Annotated in this window: 16 protein-coding genes and 1 riboswitch; of the genes, 5 read left to right on the forward strand and 11 right to left on the reverse strand. The window is 48.2% G+C overall.

What is annotated here, in order from left to right; all coding sequences use genetic code 11:
• Positions 1-182: 182 nt before the first annotated feature.
• Entirely contained in the window at positions 183-998 is an 816-nt protein-coding gene (locus NJR55_RS04480) for a HEAT repeat domain-containing protein (protein WP_253618211.1), read from the forward strand.
• Positions 991-2400 (forward strand): glycosyltransferase family 2 protein, encoded by a 1410-nt coding sequence (locus NJR55_RS04485; protein WP_253618213.1) that lies wholly within the window; start codon positions 991-993, stop codon positions 2398-2400. The genes NJR55_RS04480 and NJR55_RS04485 overlap by 8 nt, the downstream gene beginning before the upstream one ends.
• A gap of 59 nt (positions 2401-2459) precedes the next feature.
• On the opposite strand, the gene NJR55_RS04490 is transcribed toward NJR55_RS04485, so the two are convergent.
• Positions 2460-4916 carry a TonB-dependent receptor plug domain-containing protein gene (locus tag NJR55_RS04490; protein WP_253618215.1) on the reverse strand — a complete coding sequence of 819 codons (2457 nt, stop codon included), beginning with the start codon at positions 4914-4916 and terminating at the stop codon, positions 2460-2462.
• Positions 4917-5095: 179 nt separating this feature from the next.
• On the opposite strand from NJR55_RS04490, the gene NJR55_RS04495 reads away from it, so the two are divergent.
• On the forward strand, positions 5096-5293 hold the full coding sequence (locus NJR55_RS04495; protein ID WP_253618217.1) for a DUF3185 family protein: 198 nt from the start codon (positions 5096-5098) through the stop codon (positions 5291-5293).
• 15 nt (positions 5294-5308) lie between these two features.
• Here NJR55_RS04495 and NJR55_RS04500 read toward each other — a convergent pair whose 3' ends face one another.
• From NJR55_RS04500 to trxA, 9 genes are all read right to left on the reverse strand, one after another.
• Positions 5309-6634, reverse strand: coding sequence for an MFS transporter (locus tag NJR55_RS04500; RefSeq protein WP_253618219.1), 1326 nt, complete (start codon positions 6632-6634; stop codon positions 5309-5311).
• 15 nt (positions 6635-6649) lie between these two features.
• On the reverse strand, positions 6650-7393 hold the full coding sequence (locus NJR55_RS04505; protein WP_253618220.1) for a phosphotransferase: 744 nt from the start codon (positions 7391-7393) through the stop codon (positions 6650-6652).
• A complete protein-coding gene (gene pnuC / locus NJR55_RS04510; RefSeq protein WP_253618222.1) occupies positions 7390-8016 on the reverse strand; it encodes a nicotinamide riboside transporter PnuC in 627 nt (208 codons plus the stop codon). The genes NJR55_RS04505 and pnuC overlap by 4 nt, the downstream gene beginning before the upstream one ends.
• A complete protein-coding gene (locus NJR55_RS04515; protein ID WP_253618225.1) occupies positions 8009-8266 on the reverse strand; it encodes a YkoF family thiamine/hydroxymethylpyrimidine-binding protein in 258 nt (85 codons plus the stop codon). Before NJR55_RS04515 ends, pnuC begins: the two co-directional genes overlap by 8 nt.
• Positions 8267-8277: 11 nt before the next feature.
• On the reverse strand, positions 8278-10407 hold the full coding sequence (locus NJR55_RS04520; protein WP_253618227.1) for a TonB-dependent receptor: 2130 nt from the start codon (positions 10405-10407) through the stop codon (positions 8278-8280).
• Between the two features lie 49 nt (positions 10408-10456).
• Positions 10457-10555, reverse strand: a riboswitch (TPP riboswitch).
• A gap of 50 nt (positions 10556-10605) precedes the next feature.
• Positions 10606-11307 carry an NAD(P)H-flavin reductase gene (fre, locus tag NJR55_RS04525; protein WP_253618229.1) on the reverse strand — a complete coding sequence of 234 codons (702 nt, stop codon included), beginning with the start codon at positions 11305-11307 and terminating at the stop codon, positions 10606-10608.
• Positions 11308-12780 carry a 4-hydroxy-3-polyprenylbenzoate decarboxylase gene (ubiD, locus tag NJR55_RS04530; protein ID WP_253618231.1) on the reverse strand — a complete coding sequence of 491 codons (1473 nt, stop codon included), beginning with the start codon at positions 12778-12780 and terminating at the stop codon, positions 11308-11310.
• Positions 12781-12787: 7 nt separating this feature from the next.
• A complete protein-coding gene (rho, locus tag NJR55_RS04535; RefSeq protein ID WP_011235587.1) occupies positions 12788-14056 on the reverse strand; it encodes a transcription termination factor Rho in 1269 nt (422 codons plus the stop codon).
• Between the two features lie 250 nt (positions 14057-14306).
• Positions 14307-14633 carry a thioredoxin TrxA gene (trxA, locus tag NJR55_RS04540; RefSeq protein WP_253618233.1) on the reverse strand — a complete coding sequence of 109 codons (327 nt, stop codon included), beginning with the start codon at positions 14631-14633 and terminating at the stop codon, positions 14307-14309.
• 91 nt (positions 14634-14724) lie between these two features.
• On the opposite strand from trxA, the gene rhlB reads away from it, so the two are divergent.
• Complete coding sequence (gene rhlB / locus NJR55_RS04545; RefSeq protein WP_253618235.1) at positions 14725-16002, forward strand: ATP-dependent RNA helicase RhlB; 1278 nt, start codon at positions 14725-14727, stop codon at positions 16000-16002.
• 37 nt (positions 16003-16039) lie between these two features.
• Positions 16040-16930 carry a Ppx/GppA phosphatase family protein gene (locus NJR55_RS04550; RefSeq protein WP_253618237.1) on the forward strand — a complete coding sequence of 297 codons (891 nt, stop codon included), beginning with the start codon at positions 16040-16042 and terminating at the stop codon, positions 16928-16930.
• Here the strand turns inward: NJR55_RS04550 and hemB are convergent.
• Positions 16927-17934 (reverse strand): porphobilinogen synthase, encoded by a 1008-nt coding sequence (hemB, locus tag NJR55_RS04555; RefSeq protein ID WP_253618239.1) that lies wholly within the window; start codon positions 17932-17934, stop codon positions 16927-16929. The two genes, NJR55_RS04550 and hemB, sit on opposite strands and share 4 nt — an antisense overlap.
• Positions 17935-17941: the final 7 nt, after the last annotated feature.

The raw sequence follows: 17941 nt of genomic DNA on the forward strand, positions 1-17941 counted from the left end.
TCATCTTGCGGATTATTCATCAGGGGCATGACAAAAAACGAAAGGCATTACAACATCATTGGCGCCAATTTCTATTCGAGTTTTGTGCAAACCCTCAAGCAGAATTACCCGATCAATCCCAAATAAAACAGCTCTGGCGAGATACTCAGGCTTTTCTATGGTTTATACAGTTGTGGTCATTAATGCATCGTTACGTTCGCGGCGATGCTGACGATGGTCTTGAGCGTTTAGCTCACCATATTCGCTTAGAGCGTCAGGCACTTGAGTTGATGCGCGGTCAGGACGTGAGAACCTTGATAGCAACCGCTATCGCCATGGGCGATTTACAAAAACTTTCTCCTGCAACAATAAAACGTTTAAAAGAGCTCACCCGACACTCCAGCAGTATGGTTGTTCTTACCGCGCTACGTGCTTTAATGCGAAATGATCAAACAGTAGCAGTCCCAATACTACTTGAATTGAAGAACTTCGTTGCTTCAGAACGTTTAGTCACTATAGCTAAAGAATGCGACTCGCGTTATCTGATTCAACAAGCTCAGCAAACTTTACTTCAGACCACACCTGAACATGCCGTTTACCTGCTTAAGGTGTTGCAGGGGGTCGATGTACCCTTGTCAGCCAGCGAAGCCAAACAATTGGTCAATCACTTTAAATCACAACCCGAAGCTATCGCGCAACTAATACCACTGTTGGATCACCCACACCATCTGCCTCTCGTTCGACGCTTGACGCATTCCGCTGAACTTGGAGTCAGGGTTCAGGCTACCCGAATGCTAGGAGAACTGGCACGCAACAAACAAGATTTAGAACGTTTGTGGCAACTGCTTCAAGATTCCGCATGGTGGGTTCGTTATCGCGCCGCTCAAGGCGTTTTCTTGCACCCGGAGTTTTCACCAACCTATCTTAAAGAACAACTGACCGAACTGGCCGACCCATTTGCCAGAAACATGTTGATGCAAGTGGCGAATGAAATGAATTTGGAGATAACTGATGCTTGATAAGTGGCAACCATGGATTGAAATTACACAACTGAGTTTTATTGGTTATTTCGTCGCGTTAACCGCAGTTTATCTTGTACTCAACATCATCAGTTTTGTTGTTATTCGACAGTACATGCGCCGTTACGATAACCAGCTACTACCGATGAGTTTCGGTCCTCTGCTACCGCCAGTCTCAGTCATCGTTCCTGCATATAATGAAGCAATTGGGATTGTTTCATCGATTAAAAGCATCCTGCAACTAGAATATCCGAAATATGAAATCATCGTCATTAACGATGGTTCAAGCGATGAGACTATGACAAAACTTATCGAAGCATTTGACCTACAAATTTATCATGAGGCCTACCGAAATCAGTTGGCCACTCAGCCAATCCGACAAGTATACCGGTCAAAAAAATACCCACAGCTTAGAGCTATTAATAAAGACAATGGCGGAAAGGCCGACGCCCTCAATGCAGGGATAAATGCATCGCGTAATCCCTTGTTTTGTGCGGTTGATGCCGACTCAATTTTGCAACGCGATAGTTTAGACAAAATTGTCCACCCTTTTATCGACGAACCAGAAACGATTGCCGTTGGAGGTTCCATTCGAGTCGCTAATGGTTCAACGATTCGCCAAGGGCTATTAACCAAAGTGAGCCTGCCGAAATCCTGGCTAGCCCGGCTACAGATTGTCGAGTATTTACGAGCCTTTTTATTCGGTAGAATGGGCTGGTCACCACTTAACGGGATGCTTATTATCTCGGGCGCATTTGGCGTGTTCCGTAAGCAGCGAGTTATTGAATGCGGCGGATATCAAGCCAATACTGTGGGCGAAGATATGGAACTGGTTATTAGACTTCACCAGCACATGAATAAAGCGAAACTTCCTTACCGTATCGCCTTCATACCCGATCCCGTATGCTGGACCGAGGCGCCCGAAGATTTAAATACGTTAAAGAATCAACGCATTCGGTGGCAGCGCGGTTTAATGGAGAGCTTAACAACCAATATTGGTCTTCTGCTTTCACCAAGAGGCAAAGCTGCCGGCTGGATAGCTTACCCTTTTATGCTCTTGTTCGAGGGGATTGGCCCAATCATTGAGGTATTGGCTTACCTACTCACCGCTTATTTCTTTTTCGCCGGTTTGGTCGATCTAGACTTTACTCTGGCTTTTTTGCTTGCCGCTTTTGGTTTAGGAGTTTTTATTTCCATATTTTCCCTTATTTTAGAAGAGTTGACCTTCAGAACCTACCAATCAAAAAAAGAACTCATGTGGCTTATTTTCACCGCAGTACTGGAAAACTTCGGTTATCGACAATTAAACAGTTGGTGGCGGTTACGCGGATTATTCCAATTTGTCCGAGGCCGCAGACATAATTGGGGAGCAATGAAACGAGTTGGCCGGCTAGGGCAGTAAATACCACATAAAAAAGCCCCTTAGAAGGGGCGTTTTTATACGGCGAGTTAATACAACGCCTAGAAGGTATAGTTCAGCCGAGCGTAGTAGTACCCCCCATTAATGCCAAACGGGAAGGTTTCCCAGCCATATTTAAAGCCCGCATCAGAAAATGGCGAACCTGCACTGCCCCATTCGTCCGGATAAGTATCAAACAGGTTATTCGCACCAATACGAACGTTTAAACTGTCAGTAAAGTCGTAGCCGATAGAAAGATCAGTCAGCCACTTACCACCCCACTCATGACGCACACCGGTAAAGGCTTGCCCTTCAACAGGCCCAAAATAATTAAAGGCTAAATTCACATTCCAGGCATCACGAGTCCAGTCACCACTTAACGTTGCTTTCTCACTGGGTTGTCCCTCTTCAAGACGCAGGACTTGAGTGTCGTTGAAGATCTGTTCACCCGGAATTAATGAAGAGACCGAATTCACCTGCTCTACATCGGTATTCATAAAGCTCATTGCGGCAGTTAAATTTAAATTGCCATCCATAAATTCAGTCGGGTAAGAGGCAATCACATCCAGACCTGTGGTTTTGGTATCAACAGAGTTAGTGAAGAATTGCGCTGCCCCCAGATTATTGTCTGCCAAAATTTGACCAAACTCTGCGCCTACATCAGCTGTCAGTGACTCCGACAAAACAATGCGATCATCAATATTGATTTGATAAAAATCCATGGTCAGATCGAAACCGTTGTTGAAACGCTTTATAAGACCCAGGCTTATGCTTTCAGACGTTTCTTCTTCCAGCTCGTTAATACCAAATTGACGTGCCACTTCGTCATCATTGGCAATGGTTCCGGTTTCAACCAACGTGCCATTAACGATGTTAGTTGATACCTGGCTGTAATAAATTTGCTGCACGCCTGGAGCCCGGAATCCGGTCGATACTGTGCCACGCACAGAGAGGTCACTGTTGATATCATATCGGGCAGACAGTTTACCGGAAATATTATCACCGGCGATGTCATAATCTTCGTAGCGTAAAGCCCCGGCTAACAAGAAGTCCGGCGTTACATAGTATTCTGCATCGACATAAGCCCCATAACTGTCACGGTCAGCGTCTACCGCCTGGCTCGGACTAAAACCCGGGAAACCTTGTATGCCGGCTTCTGCGGGGTCGCCAGATGGGGTTAGGATTTCAATGCTGGGATCATTGGCTCTGCCATAGGACCAGGATACCGGGTCACCGGGGTTAATTTGATAGCCGTCACGGCGCATCTCTAACCCCACCGCCAGATAAAGCAGCTCATTTGCGATATCAACCGTACCATTAAAATCTAAATTGAATGTCGTCTGCTCAAAGACCAGTTCACCATCAAAAGCTTCTGTTGGCGTTTCGCCATAAATACCGCCGTCCGGGCTCGGTTCGTAGTACCAACTTACATTTGCTGAGTTGGACGAATTAAAGCCAAATTCATTTTTCCCGTAAACCACACTGGCATCCCACAGCCAGGCGTTAGGCAGATCTCCGCGAATGCCAACAGCCAACGATTGATCATCCGCTTCGGTCTCTAGTTTCGGCAGAAAACCATCGGGGTAAATGGCTTCTATGGTTCTCGGGTGTCCGCGTCCGCGGAAAAAACCTGAAGAACCACCGTCACGGCTGGAGATACCACCAAAAGCATAAAGCTCTGTCGTTGCACTAAAGTTATAACCGGAGTTAAACCAGGCGTATAAGTTCTCCGAATCGGCATCACCAATATGCAGACGAACCACAGGGTCACCGCTGGGCGATGACCAGTCCCCTATGAGCGATGCTTCAGCTGGAGACGCCCGGTTCGTCATTCCCCGGTCACGGTACTCCAGAGTGCCGTTGAAAAAGCCGTTGTCTGACTCAACACCAAAATTAACGCCAATAGTATTAACTTCGCCATCACCCTCATAAGTTTGACCTATTTCAGCGGAGACACTGCCGCCTTCGGAGCTTTTCAGCGTGATATTAATGACCCCGGCAATAGCATCAGAACCGTATTGAGCCGCCGCACCGTCTCGCAGAATTTCGACACGCGCAACAGCGGTAATTGGAATGGCGTTAATGTCATAACCTGCCGAGCCTTTACCAATGGTCTCCTGAACGTTCACCAGAGCTTGTTGATGCCTGCGTTTACCGTTAACCAGAACCAGAACCTGATCCGGATTGAGCCCGCGCAGTGTCGCCGGGCGAATGATGTCAGAACCGTCAGAAATGGTTGTGCTGGAAAAGTTAAAAGAAGGCGCACTCATTTGCAGAGCTTTACCGAGTTCGGTCGCTCCTGTATTTACGAGTTGCTCTGCGGAAATAATATCAATTGGCGAAGCCGACTCTGTCGCCGTTCTGCCATTGACCCGTGAACCCAAGGTGACAATGCGCTCCATAGATTCATCAGACTCTGCATTAGCATCTGCTTGTTGCGCAAAACCGGTACCCGGGATTGCTAACGCTGCTGACATTGAAATGGCCAAATACCCAAGTTTAAAAGATGCTCTGCTCATAGTTCTGCCTTACTTTTGTTGTTTTTTTGTTTTAAACGCGACCAGCTTTTTAACAACTACAGCCATTTCATTGGCTTGTGAATATGCCATATGATATAAATCAATATTTGTAAGGAAACTTGCGGATCTGACAGAGTGCTTTATATTGATAGTTGTAAACACAACAAAAGGAAGACTTTATGACTCGTATCGTAGGTATTGTTCTATTAGTTGTTGGCGCTATTTTATTGTATTTCTCATATGAGGCCTCACAATCAATTGCCTCTAGCGTATCAGAAGTGGCTACAAATCAGCCAACCGATAACACCATTTGGTATTTAGTGGGCGGTGTTGCTGCGGTCATTGTCGGACTTTACGCGGTTATCCGCGGTAAGTAGAATGAGCTAGCCCGGTTAGCCAGACGTGTCACCTGATACGTCTGGCAATCTTAAGGCTGTAAGAGTCGCGAGTACGCCAATAGCTCCCAGTACCCATAAAACAGCGGCAACGCCATAAGCAGCATCAACCCAGCCCAGTAACAGCCCCGCTAAAAGCACGACACCCATCACAGTATTGGATACCGCCGTAAGTTGCGCTCTATTATCTTGCGTTGCCATATCAACCAGATAGGTTTTTCTGCCTACTCGTGCCCCATGATGTGCAACCGCCGAACTAAACAATAGTAGCCCCGCCACCCACGGTGCACCTAATGCTGTTGGGAGCCAGTAATAAAGTGCCAGGGCGGCTCCCATTACCAGGGTCGACATAACGGAAGCTGCCGCCATCACATGATGACTGGCAGAATCGGACCAACGCCCCCAAAAGCGCCCTGCTAGTAAGCCTGCGAGCCCACTGGCTAGCATTAAACTGCCCAGGCTGGTCAGTTCTGACTCACCTTGACGCTGAATCAAAACAACAATATAAGGAATAGCAAAAGCGGCGGCGACCAGTAACGCCCGCGAAATGACAAAGTGTCCAAACTGACGATCCTGCCACAGCAAAGACATTGATTTGAACGCTTCGGTCAGCGCGTTACCGCCGCCCTCGGTTGCACCAGCAACCTCAGGAATGCCCGCATAAAGTAAAGCCGCGGCAAACCAGAGCACAACACCGGTACCCAATAGTCCAACAAATAATGAGCGCTGACCTTCCATATCCGGTGCAAATATAATAACCAGTGCGGTTAACAGCGTCAGTAATCCGGCGGCGGAAGCTGCTACACCGGACATTCGTCCACGACGCGTTTTAGACACCGTTTTACCGGTGACATCTTTATTCGCCACGGAACAGATGCCTCGCGACAAACTAAATATTGCCAGTAAAACAACCACAGACCAGCCCAGTGCAGATTCATCTAAAGTTGCTACCGCAAACAGCATCGCCAGCAACGAGACAGCCTGACCAATGCTGCCTGCAACCCAGAACCATTTGCGTACCGGCTGTTCACGGAGCTTTTGAGCAACAAAGAGCTGGGGTAATAAAGCAAGGGACTCCCGTAAAGGCACTAAAGCGCTAATAAACATCGCCGGGGCGCCCAGCGAACTCAACATCCACGGCAACACAAGGCGCGCGCTGACTAAGCTGTCACCCAGTTTGGTCAGAGTTAACGACAACAACATCAAAACGAATGAACGCGGTTGCTCGTTACAGGCAGACTCAGGAATATCCTTACAGACGCGAGCATCTTCGTCTTCAGCCAAGTAGCCGTAAACGCGTTCAGTCAATTTTTTATCAGTCATGGCAATGTGTTCGCTTTAAGAAAGGTGTCGAAATAGATGCTGCCATACTTTATTCAGCCATTCCACAAACTCACACCATTGTGCCAAACGTTGCCGATCAATTTGATAATGGGTTATTTTTTCGTACTCAGTTATTAAGCGAACCGCCACGTCGTCACTGAGTTCGTTCACCACAATTGCGCTGGCAATATCAAACAGGGGGTGGCCAATACCCGCGTATTCCCAGTCGATAACCCGGATAGGATCCATCATTAGAATATGATTCATGGATAAATCGTTATGGCATAACACCGGATAACTGAGCCAGTCCTCTAACAGGGGTCGCATAGGTGATAATTTTTGGCTCATTTGCGCAGCAACGACCGAATTGACCGAACGCAGCTGTTGCAAATAGTGCTCGATCCGCTCAGCCATAGACCAGGCCGGAATATCAACTCGTGTATCGTGGATTTTCGACAGCGTTTCAGCCAGTACAGTGGCTTTAATTAAAGGCGACAGCGTAACTTGCTGTAAAGACGGAGCCTGATAGTAAGGCTGTAAAAGCCAGCACTGGTCAACATCGTAGTCTAAAACTTCGGGAGCAAGAGCCTTCTGCGCCAGTTGTTTTTGTATGGATACTTCAAGTTCACGATCAACCGCGAATACCTGTTCATAGCGCCAACGTTTTAACACATAATCTTCAGTATCTGTTTGCAGTCGCAACGTCTGATTCGACTGCCCGGACGCAAGCATCTGTATTTCACGGGGCCGACCAATCACCCGGCTTCACTCGCAGATTTCAGCGAAATGTCATGACGCCAGCGCCACATGGCATAAACCACCAGTATTAGATAAACCACAAACAACAAGGCGGTGGCGACAAAGCCTTTGCTGGCGTACAAATAAACGTAAACACTGTCTATAATCAGCCAGTACCACCAGGTTTCATACGCTTTTTTGGTGACCAACCATGTGGCCAGCAAACTGAATATTGTTGTATAAGTATCGAGCCATACGGCATCTGCGTCGGTATAAACCGAAAGCAAATAAGCAATACCGGCTGCCAGGGGAACCAACCAAGCCCATTGTAAAAGATGCCAGCGTAGCGGGTATTTCGCGCCGTCCGGGCTCTCCTTTGCTGCACTTTGCTGACGCTGCCATTGCCACCAGCCATAGCCTGCCAAAGCAATATAAATAGTCTGCAGCAAGGACTCCATGTATAGCCTGCCTTGCCAGAACAACACAGCGTAAATAGTACAGCTGACCGCAGCAGCAGCCCAGCACCACTGGCGCTGATGCGCCGCCAGCACTAAATACCCCAAAGCCATGACTAAAGCCGTCAGCTCCCATGGGGAACTGACCATCAGCTGCTCAAGCCAGGATTCAAGCAAAGACTCAGGCATTATCCGGCCTCAGGTCTTTATTAATAAACTTACATACCAGAACATTAGAGGGCACGTTCTGAAAAAGCAGTTCCATTTCGTCGCCTAAAATTCGCATAACATCCTGCATTTCCCCAAACACTTGGGTACTCATGGTGTTGGTCAGAACCGTTAGTTCTGAATGCTGGTTTAAACGCTCAATAAAATCTTTAATGGTATCCAGATAATTTTCAGCCAATGGATACAGCGACATTTCTACTGAAACTCGCATATTAAGCCCCCTTAAAACGATTTACTGACAGTAATGCCAAAGCGACGTGGCTCACCGTATTGGACGTAAGTTTCCGGCACATATTCCTCACGCGGATCATTACCAAAATAGAAACCTCGAATTTCATAATCTTCGTCTGTTAAGTTACGTCCCCACAGACTGATTCGCCAATCCTGATAATGATAGTTTAGCGCAAGATGCAGCACAGCCATGCTGTCCGCTTTCTGATTATGCGAATCGGAGAAATAGAACTCATCTTTTGCATCAGCCTGAATCACCCACTGGAAGTTCTCACCTAACCAACCCTCAAAACCAATATTCAACTGATAGTTGGGGGCTTGAGCCTGCTCCCGCCCGGTCATATCGGTGCCATCTTCGGTGACGAAGCCTTCAATTTCAGTTTTTAACCAGCTAGCCGAAGCAAAAACCGCCAACCAGTCCGTAAACTGGTTACGAATTTCCGCTTCCAGACCGTAACCTGTGCCTTCAGCGGCGTTCTCAATGTAACCTACAAAAGACTGATCACGGTTTACCCAACCCTTGAGCTGAACGTCGTCACGCCAATGGTAAAATGCGCTGACTCTTGAGGTTAACCGCCCATCGGCACTGCTGCCTTTAACGCCAAATTCGGTACTCCAGAGCGTTTCCGGAGCAAAGGTTGAGCGGTCTAGTAAGTAATTTTCTAATTCTTCCAGCCCCTGATCTTCAGCTTTTCCTAAGGCTTCACCATTAACGCCGCCGGCTTTGTATCCGCGAGCCAGAGTCGCGTACAGATAGCTGTCGTCAGACGCCTGATAGCGGACACTGAAATTACCTCCCACCATGGTGTCTTCAGGCTCAGCAGTAATACCGCGGCTGTCCAGGTAGTCATTGTCGTAACGTTCTACCCGCAAGCCCGTTATGGTACTGACACGGTCACTCCAGTGCTGAGTGAACTCACCATAAATGGCGAGGTGGTTGCTGTCGTAATCACTGTTGAAAATACTTGGCTGGCCTAAGTCCCAGTTAAAATAGTCACGTGTCAGCTGTACCGACTTGTCGTAATAGTACAAACCTACAACCCATTCACTGTCGATGCCAAACAGGCTTTCGGGTTCATCGGAGACCCAACGAACTTCGGCGGTTTTGTCGTCACGGTCGCGGAAGTACGCGTCAAAAGCTGAGTATTCCCAGCCCGGAGCGATACCTTCATAGGTCCAGTCTTCGTCATAAGCGTAGCCGGTGTCTGCATCCAGGTAGTTAACAGACATTTCCACACGGCTGTTGTCAAAACCCAGGTAACTGAGCTGCAGGCGCAATGCCTGACTTTTTAAGCGATCAAAACCGGGCTCGTCGGACAAGGTTTCGCGGGTATTATCGAGACTAAACGCATCGTAGCCATTGTCGACATCGTTATAATGCAGAACCGTTTGCAGCAGCCAGTCTTTACTGAGCTCGGTATCCAACTTGAAGCGGGCAGAGAGTTCGTCGCGCTGTTCCGTGTCGTCGCGTTCAAGATAGGTATTTTCAATGTAACCGTCTTGCTGAAACTGACTGATCGAGAAGCGAGCGTTACCTAACACCCCAAGGTTTCCACCCATAGCAAGGCCGCCCATCGCTTCGGAATAGTTTCCTGCCGACAACTGAAACTGGCCGTTAAAGTCGCTGCTCGGTGCGGTGCTATCCAGCAACAATAAACCGGCCATAGCGTTCACACCAAAACGTCCACTTTGCGGACCGCGAAACACTTCCACGTGATCGATATCGAAAAGCGACGCGGCACTGCCTAACCCGCTGTAATCAATACCATCAATTATCAAACCGACCGAGGGCGTTACAGGATCAACAAACTGAGAGCGCTCGCCAATACCACGAATTTGAATAAAACGAGCAGTGGAAGTACCACCTGAGAAATTCACGTTGGCCAAACTATTCAAAGTGTCTTGTAAATGCTGGGAATGACGCTGTTGCATCGCATCTTTATCGATAATTGAAACACTGCTGGTGGTTTCATTTAGGGTGCGGCGGTGAAAGTCACCACTCACTTCAATAATTTCAATGTCTTTTGTATCTTGTGTATCTTCTGCTGCAAAGGCAAAAGCGGGAACACTGGATAGCGCCGCAGTAATGCTGACGGCTAAATATGAATTGATTATTTTCATGGATCATTTCCTCAAAACAAAGTCAGAAACGATCCGGTAAGGCTGTATTAGACGGGTTTTCTACCATCCCTACGCCAGTATTAACCGGATCAGGTTTTAAGGGTTCGCTTTCGCATCTCAGCCGTTGCCGGCACCCCTTGGTAAAGCGGCGTCAGTATAACGCAGCTTGTTAGTTAAACAAATTTACTTTCAGTGCAATTAAATAAAGGACAGAGCGTCGCCGTAAAGGTTTTCTAACGGTACGTCTTTAGCGACAAAATCGTCGCGAATAACGCGTATCATTTCAAAGCGGCCAGCCATGTAAATTTCACACTCAGGCAGGCTTTGCTCACGAGCCATAACCGCGTGGTGCACTAAACCAATAGAATAAGCCCAGTTATTATCCGCGTCTTCGACCACCGGATGATAATCAAAGTGCTCATATTGGCTTGCTAAGTGTTCCAGTTCGTCATGCAAATACAGGTCGCTTAAGCTTTTTGCGCCCCAGTAAAGGGTCAGAGGCCGCTCTGGCGACAAACGTAAGTGCTGCTGCAAAATAGAATAGGTGTAAGAGAAACCGGTGCCACCAGCAATTAACACTGCCGGCTTAGTGTTTTCCTGACGGTAAAAAGCAACGCCATCCGGCGCGTCAATTTCTAATTCCCCGTCGGCACGCACTTTATCCAACACTTCCATTGCATAGCTATTGTCCGGCGTGGCGCCCACATGAAGTAACCACTCACTTTTATTGGACGGGCACGAGGCAATACTGAAAGGCCGCTTATCGCGTTCACCCATCACCACCATAAGGTACTGGCCTGCTTTAAACTCAACCGGCTGCGGCAGTTGCAAACGCACTTCCCACACAGCATCCGCCAACTGGCGCGAAATTTCAGCTTTACAGGTCATTTGTTGACTCATTCACGACTCCATAATATTCAGTTCGTCCCACAGCTCGTCAACACGCTGTTTTACCTCGTCGCTCATGACAATAGGTTCGCCCCACTCACGGTCAGTTTCACCCGGCCATTTATTGGTGGCGTCCATTCCCATCTTCGAGCCCAGTCCTGAAACCGGTGAAGCAAAATCAAGATAATCAATCGGCGTATTTTCGACCAGGGTCGTATCACGTGCCGGATCCATCCGGGTTGTCATAGCCCAGATAACATCTTTCCAGTCACGCGCATTCACGTCGTCGTCGCACACAATCACAAACTTGGTGTACATAAACTGACGTAAGAAAGACCAGACACCCATCATCACACGCTTCGCATGACCCGGGTACTGCTTCTTCATAGTGACTACGGCCAAACGGTACGAACAGCCTTCCGGTGGCAAATAAAAATCGACAATTTCTGGGAATTGTTTTTGCAGCAACGGAATAAAAACTTCATTTAAAGCAACGCCCAGCACAGCAGGTTCGTCCGGTGGACGTCCGGTATAGGTGCTGTGGTAAATCGGATCTTTACGATGGGTAACATGAGTCACGGTAAACACCGGAAACTCATCCACTTCGTTATAGTAACCGGTATGGTCGCCATAAGGGCCTTCAGGTGCCATCTCGCCCGGCTCTATATAACCTTCAAGAATGACTTCAGCGTGCGCCGGTACTTGTAAGTCATTACTGAGGCACTGCGTTACTTCGGTTTTGCTGTCGCGCAGCAAACCGGCAAAGGCGTATTCCGACAAGCTATCCGGCACCGGTGTTACGGCACCTAAAATAGTCGCAGGGTCGGCACCCAAAGCAACTGACACCGGGAACTTCTCGCCCGGATGCTGCTGACACCACTCCTGGAAATCCAGCGCGCCGCCGCGATGCGACAACCAGCGCATAATGAGCTTATTCGGACCTAGGAGTTGCTGGCGGTAAATGCCTAAGTTCTGGCGTTCTTTATGCGGACCGCGAGTAACCGTAAGACCCCAGGTTACCAAAGGCGCAACGTCGCCCGGCCAGCAGTGCTGAATCGGCAGCTTGGTTAAGTCAACGTCATCGCCGCTCATAACCACTTGCTGACACGGAGCCTTTTTAATGCTTTTTGGCGACATGCTCAGCACTTTTTTGTACTTAGGCAATAAATTCAACGCGTCGCGAAAGCCTTTAGGAGGCTCCGGCTCTTTTAAAAAGGCCAGCAATTTGCCCACATCCCGCAAAGCGGTTACCGACTCCTGACCCATACCTAAAGCCACCCGGTCAGGTGTACCAAACAGGTTAGCTAATACCGGCATATCATGGCCTTTTACGTTTTCAAACAATAAGGCCGGGCCTTGTGCTTTTAACGTACGGTCTGATATTTCGGTAATTTCGAGGTAGGGGTCTATTTCTTGTTGGATGCGCTTAAGTTCACCGCGCTCCTCCAGGAGCGCGATGAAGTCACGCAGATCTTGATATTTCATACGCCACTTAGCTGTTGCGCTGACGTTTCATCGATTCGAAGAATTCGTCATTGGTTTTGGTCATCTGCAGACGATCAATCAGGAACTCCATGGCTTCAACTTCGCCCATTGGATGCATGATTTTACGCAGGATCCACATTTTCTGAAGCTCGTCCGGCGTGGTCAGCAACTCTTCGCGACGCGTACCTGAACGGTTGAAATCAATGGCAGGGAACACACGGCGTTCAGCCAATTTACGATTCAGGTGCAGCTCCATGTTACCGGTACCTTTAAACTCTTCGTAGATGACTTCGTCCATCTTCGAACCGGTATCAATAAGCGCGGTTGCAATAATGGTTAAACTACCACCTTCTTCTACATTACGCGCAGCACCAAAGAAACGCTTAGGTTTGTGCAATGCGTTGGCATCAACACCACCGGTTAACACTTTACCCGAGCTTGGAATAACAGTGTTATAAGCACGAGCTAAACGAGTAATTGAGTCCAGCAAAATCACCACGTCTTTTTTGTGCTCAACCAGACGTTTGGCTTTTTCAATAACCATTTCAGCCACCTGAACGTGACGGCTGGCAGGCTCATCAAAGGTTGAAGCAACCACTTCGCCATGCACCAGACGGTGCATTTCGGTAACTTCTTCCGGACGCTCATCAATCAACAGAACGATCAGTTCAGCATCAGGGTGATTCGCCGCGATAGAAGTCGCAATATTTTGCAGCAACAAGGTTTTACCGGCTTTCGGTGGTGCGACAATAAGACCACGCTGGCCTTTACCAATTGGCGCTGATAAATCCAGTACCCGTGCAGTGATATCTTCTTTACTGCCATTACCACGCTCTAAATGAAAACGCTCTTCCGCGTGTAGCGGCGTTAAGTTTTCAAATAAGATTTTATTGCGGGAGTTTTCAGGCTTGTCGAAGTTAACTTCACGAATTTTCAGCAGGGCAAAATAACGTTCGCTGTCTTTCGGTGGGCGAATTTTCCCGCCGATAGTGTCACCCGTACGCAGGTTAAAGCGACGAATCTGGCTTGGTGATACGTAAATATCGTCCGGTCCAGCCAAGTAAGACGAGTCGGCTGAACGCAAGAAGCCAAAGCCATCCTGCAAAATTTCCAGCACACCGCCGCCGTGAATGTCTTCACCACTTTTAGCGTGAGCTTTTAAGATAGCAAAAATAATGTCTTGCTTACGTAAGCGGGCCATATTCTCAAGGCCCATTGAGTCCGCGAGCTGAACCAGCTCGTTTACGGGTTTATCTTTAAGTTCTGTTAGATTCATAGGAGGGTTTTCGAGTTATCGATTGAACACAAAGCCTTTTTTAATTTGACTCTAGAAAGTAAAACAATTGGAACATTCGGAATTCGCGAAGTGCGAAACCAGAAACAGACGTTTCATTTAAAAACAGGCTAACCGGTGGAGTTGGTGAACCCGTATGAACAGTTAATGAGCAGAAGTTATCACCAAAAAAGCGATTCGTCCAGTTTTCTCAACAAAAACGGCGCATAACACGCCGTTTTTTTGATAATCATTAAATGTGCTGGTCTAAAAATTCAGTCAATTGAGCGCGTGATAATGCGCCCACTTTAGTTCCGACAACTTCGCCGCCTTTAAACAACAATAACGTTGGAATGCCACGAATATTGTATTTAGGTGGGGTTTGTTCATTATGGTCGACGTTCAGCTTACCAATAACTAATTTGTCAGCGTATTCGCTGGAAATGTCATCAAGAATAGGTGCTACCATTTTACAAGGCCCACACCATTCAGCCCAAAAGTCGACTAATACGGGTTTATCGGAATTTATGACATCAGCATCAAAACTGTCATCACTTAGCTGAACTATTACGTCACTCATGGTACTCTCCGCTACTTTCTTCGCGTGGAAATATTAGAATAGTATTATTTCTGTTTTTGAATACAAGCGCAAACTGATATGCTTATAACTTATGACTAAAAAACATCTTACAGAAACTCGCTTTGCTGATTTGGCGCTTCACCCCAAAATCCAGCAAGCAATATCCAGTGCCGGATTTGAGTATTGTACTCCAATTCAGGCGTTAAGTCTGCCCGTTGCTCTGTCTAACCGCGATGTTGCTGGTCAGGCTCAGACAGGTACAGGCAAAACCTTGGCATTTCTGCTGGCTACTTTCAACCGCTTAATGCAGAACGAATCGTCCGAAAAAACCGAATCGGGCCCACGCGCATTGATTATGGCACCGACTCGGGAGCTCGCTATTCAGATAGCACACGATGCTGATGCCCTCATTGAGCATTGCGGTTTGAAAATGGGCGTTATATACGGCGGCGAAGGCTACGAAGGTCAAAAAGAACAACTGGCGGCACAACCCGACATACTGGTCGGCACCACGGGTCGTCTTATCGACTTTTATAAGCAGGGTCTATTTAGCCTTAACGATATTGAAGTTGTGGTGCTGGACGAAGCCGACCGCATGTTCGATCTTGGCTTTATTGATGACATTCGCTATTTATTGCAAAAAATGCCGGATCCATCCAAGCGCCTGAACCTGCTGTTCTCTGCAACATTGTCTTATCGTGTGCAGGAACTGGCTTACGAGCATATGAATGCACCGACTAAACTCGAAGTGGAACCGTTACAAAAAACCGCCACACGGGTAACTGAAGAACTGTTTTACCCTTCTAAACCCGAAAAGTTTCCGTTGCTACTAACATTAATTGAAGAAGACTGGCCGGATAAAGCCATTGTTTTCGCCAACACCAAGCACGGTTGCGAGAAAGTGCATGGCTGGTTGGTCGCGAACGAGCACCGTGCGGGCCTGTTGACTGGCGATGTTCCGCAGAAAAAGCGCTTACGCATTCTGGAAGACTTCGCCGAAGGAAAGCTCGACTTTTTAGTTGCTACCGATGTCGCTGCACGTGGTCTGCATATCCCCGAAGTCACTCATGTCTATAACTTCGACTTACCGGATGACTGCGAAGACTATGTGCACCGGATAGGCCGCACAGGTCGTGCAGGAGCCAGTGGCGCTGCAATAAGCCTGGCGTGCGAAGAGTACGTATACAACTTACCGGCTATTGAAGACTATATTGGTCACACCATTCCGGTCACCAAATACGATGGCGATGCTTTGCTTTCTGATTTACGACGTCCACGTCCAATTCAGCGCCGTCGTCGTCATAACTCAGGCGGAGGCAAGGGTAAACCTCGCGGCCGTCGCTCGGGACCTCCGCGCAACGCGTCATAATATGCCAGCCAAAAAGCGCAAACTTGCTGCCATCGACATGGGATCCAACAGTTTTCACCTGTTGATGGCAGAAGTTTCAATGACGGGGTTCTTTCCTAAGCCCCGAATTCTTTCCCAGCATAAACAGAAAGTTCGTTTAGCCGACGGCTTGAATGACAATGACAGCATAGACGACGCTGCCATTTCCCGCGGCGTAAATTGCCTTACCCTGTTCGCCAAAGAACTTGAACGCTTCCAGCCCTTTGCGGTAAAAGCGGTAGCGACAGCAGCGCTGCGCAAAGCCAGTAATCAAAAAGAACTTCTTGCACGCTTTGAGTCGACTTTAGGCTTCCCTATTGAAGTTATTACCGGAGAGCGTGAAGCTGAATTTATTTATGCGGGGGTTTGCAGTGCGTCGCAATGCCGGGATAAAGTTCTGGTTATTGATATTGGCGGTGCCAGTACCGAGGTTGTAGCCGGTAATGGAACCCAGGCTAATGTGCTTAATAGTCTGGATATGGGATGTGTGGTATTTCAAAACCGTTTCTTTAAAGGTGGAGAGATTACCCCGGATAACGTAGAACTAGCTATTCAGGCCGCGGCTAAGCTTATTACGCCCTACATCGCTGATTATCAGCAACATGGATGGCTACGAGTTCTTGGCGCATCGGGTACTTTTCGCGCGCTTACCGAAATAGCGGCGGCGGAGAAACAACCGAGGCTTACTCAAAGCTGGTTAAGTGAGTTGATTCAGCGTTGTATCCGGCAAGGGCAAGTTGAACGGCTGAATTTTGCCGGATTACGTGATGACCGCCGTGCTGTTCTAATGGGCGGAATCACCATACTTTTGGCTGTGCTGAAGGCACTTAGTGTGGACGATTTTGAGGTGACGACAGGTGCGTTGCGCGAAGGGCTACTCGCACAACTTGCCAATGAAATCACAGCTTAGCGTTTTTTCGTTGCCAGACGTTCAGCTACCGATTTTGCAAAGTAGGTAAGAATGCCGTCAGCGCCCGCCCGCTTGAAACCCAGCAAACTTTCTTCAATAACGTCCTGACCCAGCCAGCCATTTTTAATGGCGGCCTGCAGCATGGCATATTCACCACTGACCTGGTACGCAAAAGTCGGCACGCCAAAGTTGTCTTTTGCACGGCGCACAATGTCTAAATAAGGCATGCCCGGCTTCACCATTACCATGTCAGCACCTTCCTGAATATCCAGTGCAATTTCCTGCAGGGCTTCGTCTGAATTAGCCGGATCCATCTGATAGGTCTTTTTGTCAGCCCCCTTCAGGTTGCCTGCAGAGCCGACCGCGTCGCGGAATGGGCCGTAAAACGCGCTGGCATATTTAGCCGAATACGCCATAATTTGAGTGTTGATAAACCCTTCGGCTTCCAGTGCTGAACGAATAGCGCCAATGCGCCCGTCCATCATGTCCGACGGAGCCACAACATCTACCCCTGCCCGCGCGTGGGACACCGCCTGCTTTACCAGAACCTCAGTGGTAACGTCATTGACTACATACCCGCTGTTATCAAGAATGCCGTCCTGACCGTGAGTTGTAAAAGGATCCAAAGCTACATCGGTCATTACTCCTAGCTCCGGAAACTCAGCTTTTATGGCTTTGACTGCACGCTGAGCCAGACCGTTATCATCATAAGCTGCCTCAGCCATCTCCGACTTAGCCGAAGCGGGAGTCACCGGGAATAAAGCAACCATAGGAATACCCAAGGCAACCAACTGAGCGCATTCTTGCAACAACAAGTCAATGCTCACACGGTCAACGCCAGGCATTGAACTGACCTGCTCACGCTGATTCTCACCTTCGAGAACAAACATAGGGTAAATTAAATCATCCACGCTTAACTGGTTTTCTGCCACCAGCCGCCGGCTAAAATCGTGGCGGCGTAAACGTCTTAGGCGCCTGCCCGGAAAAGTACCCTGATTTGTCATTCTTGAC

The organism is Idiomarina rhizosphaerae, from assembly GCF_024159085.1.
Classification (GTDB): Bacteria; Pseudomonadota; Gammaproteobacteria; order Enterobacterales; family Alteromonadaceae; genus Idiomarina; species Idiomarina rhizosphaerae.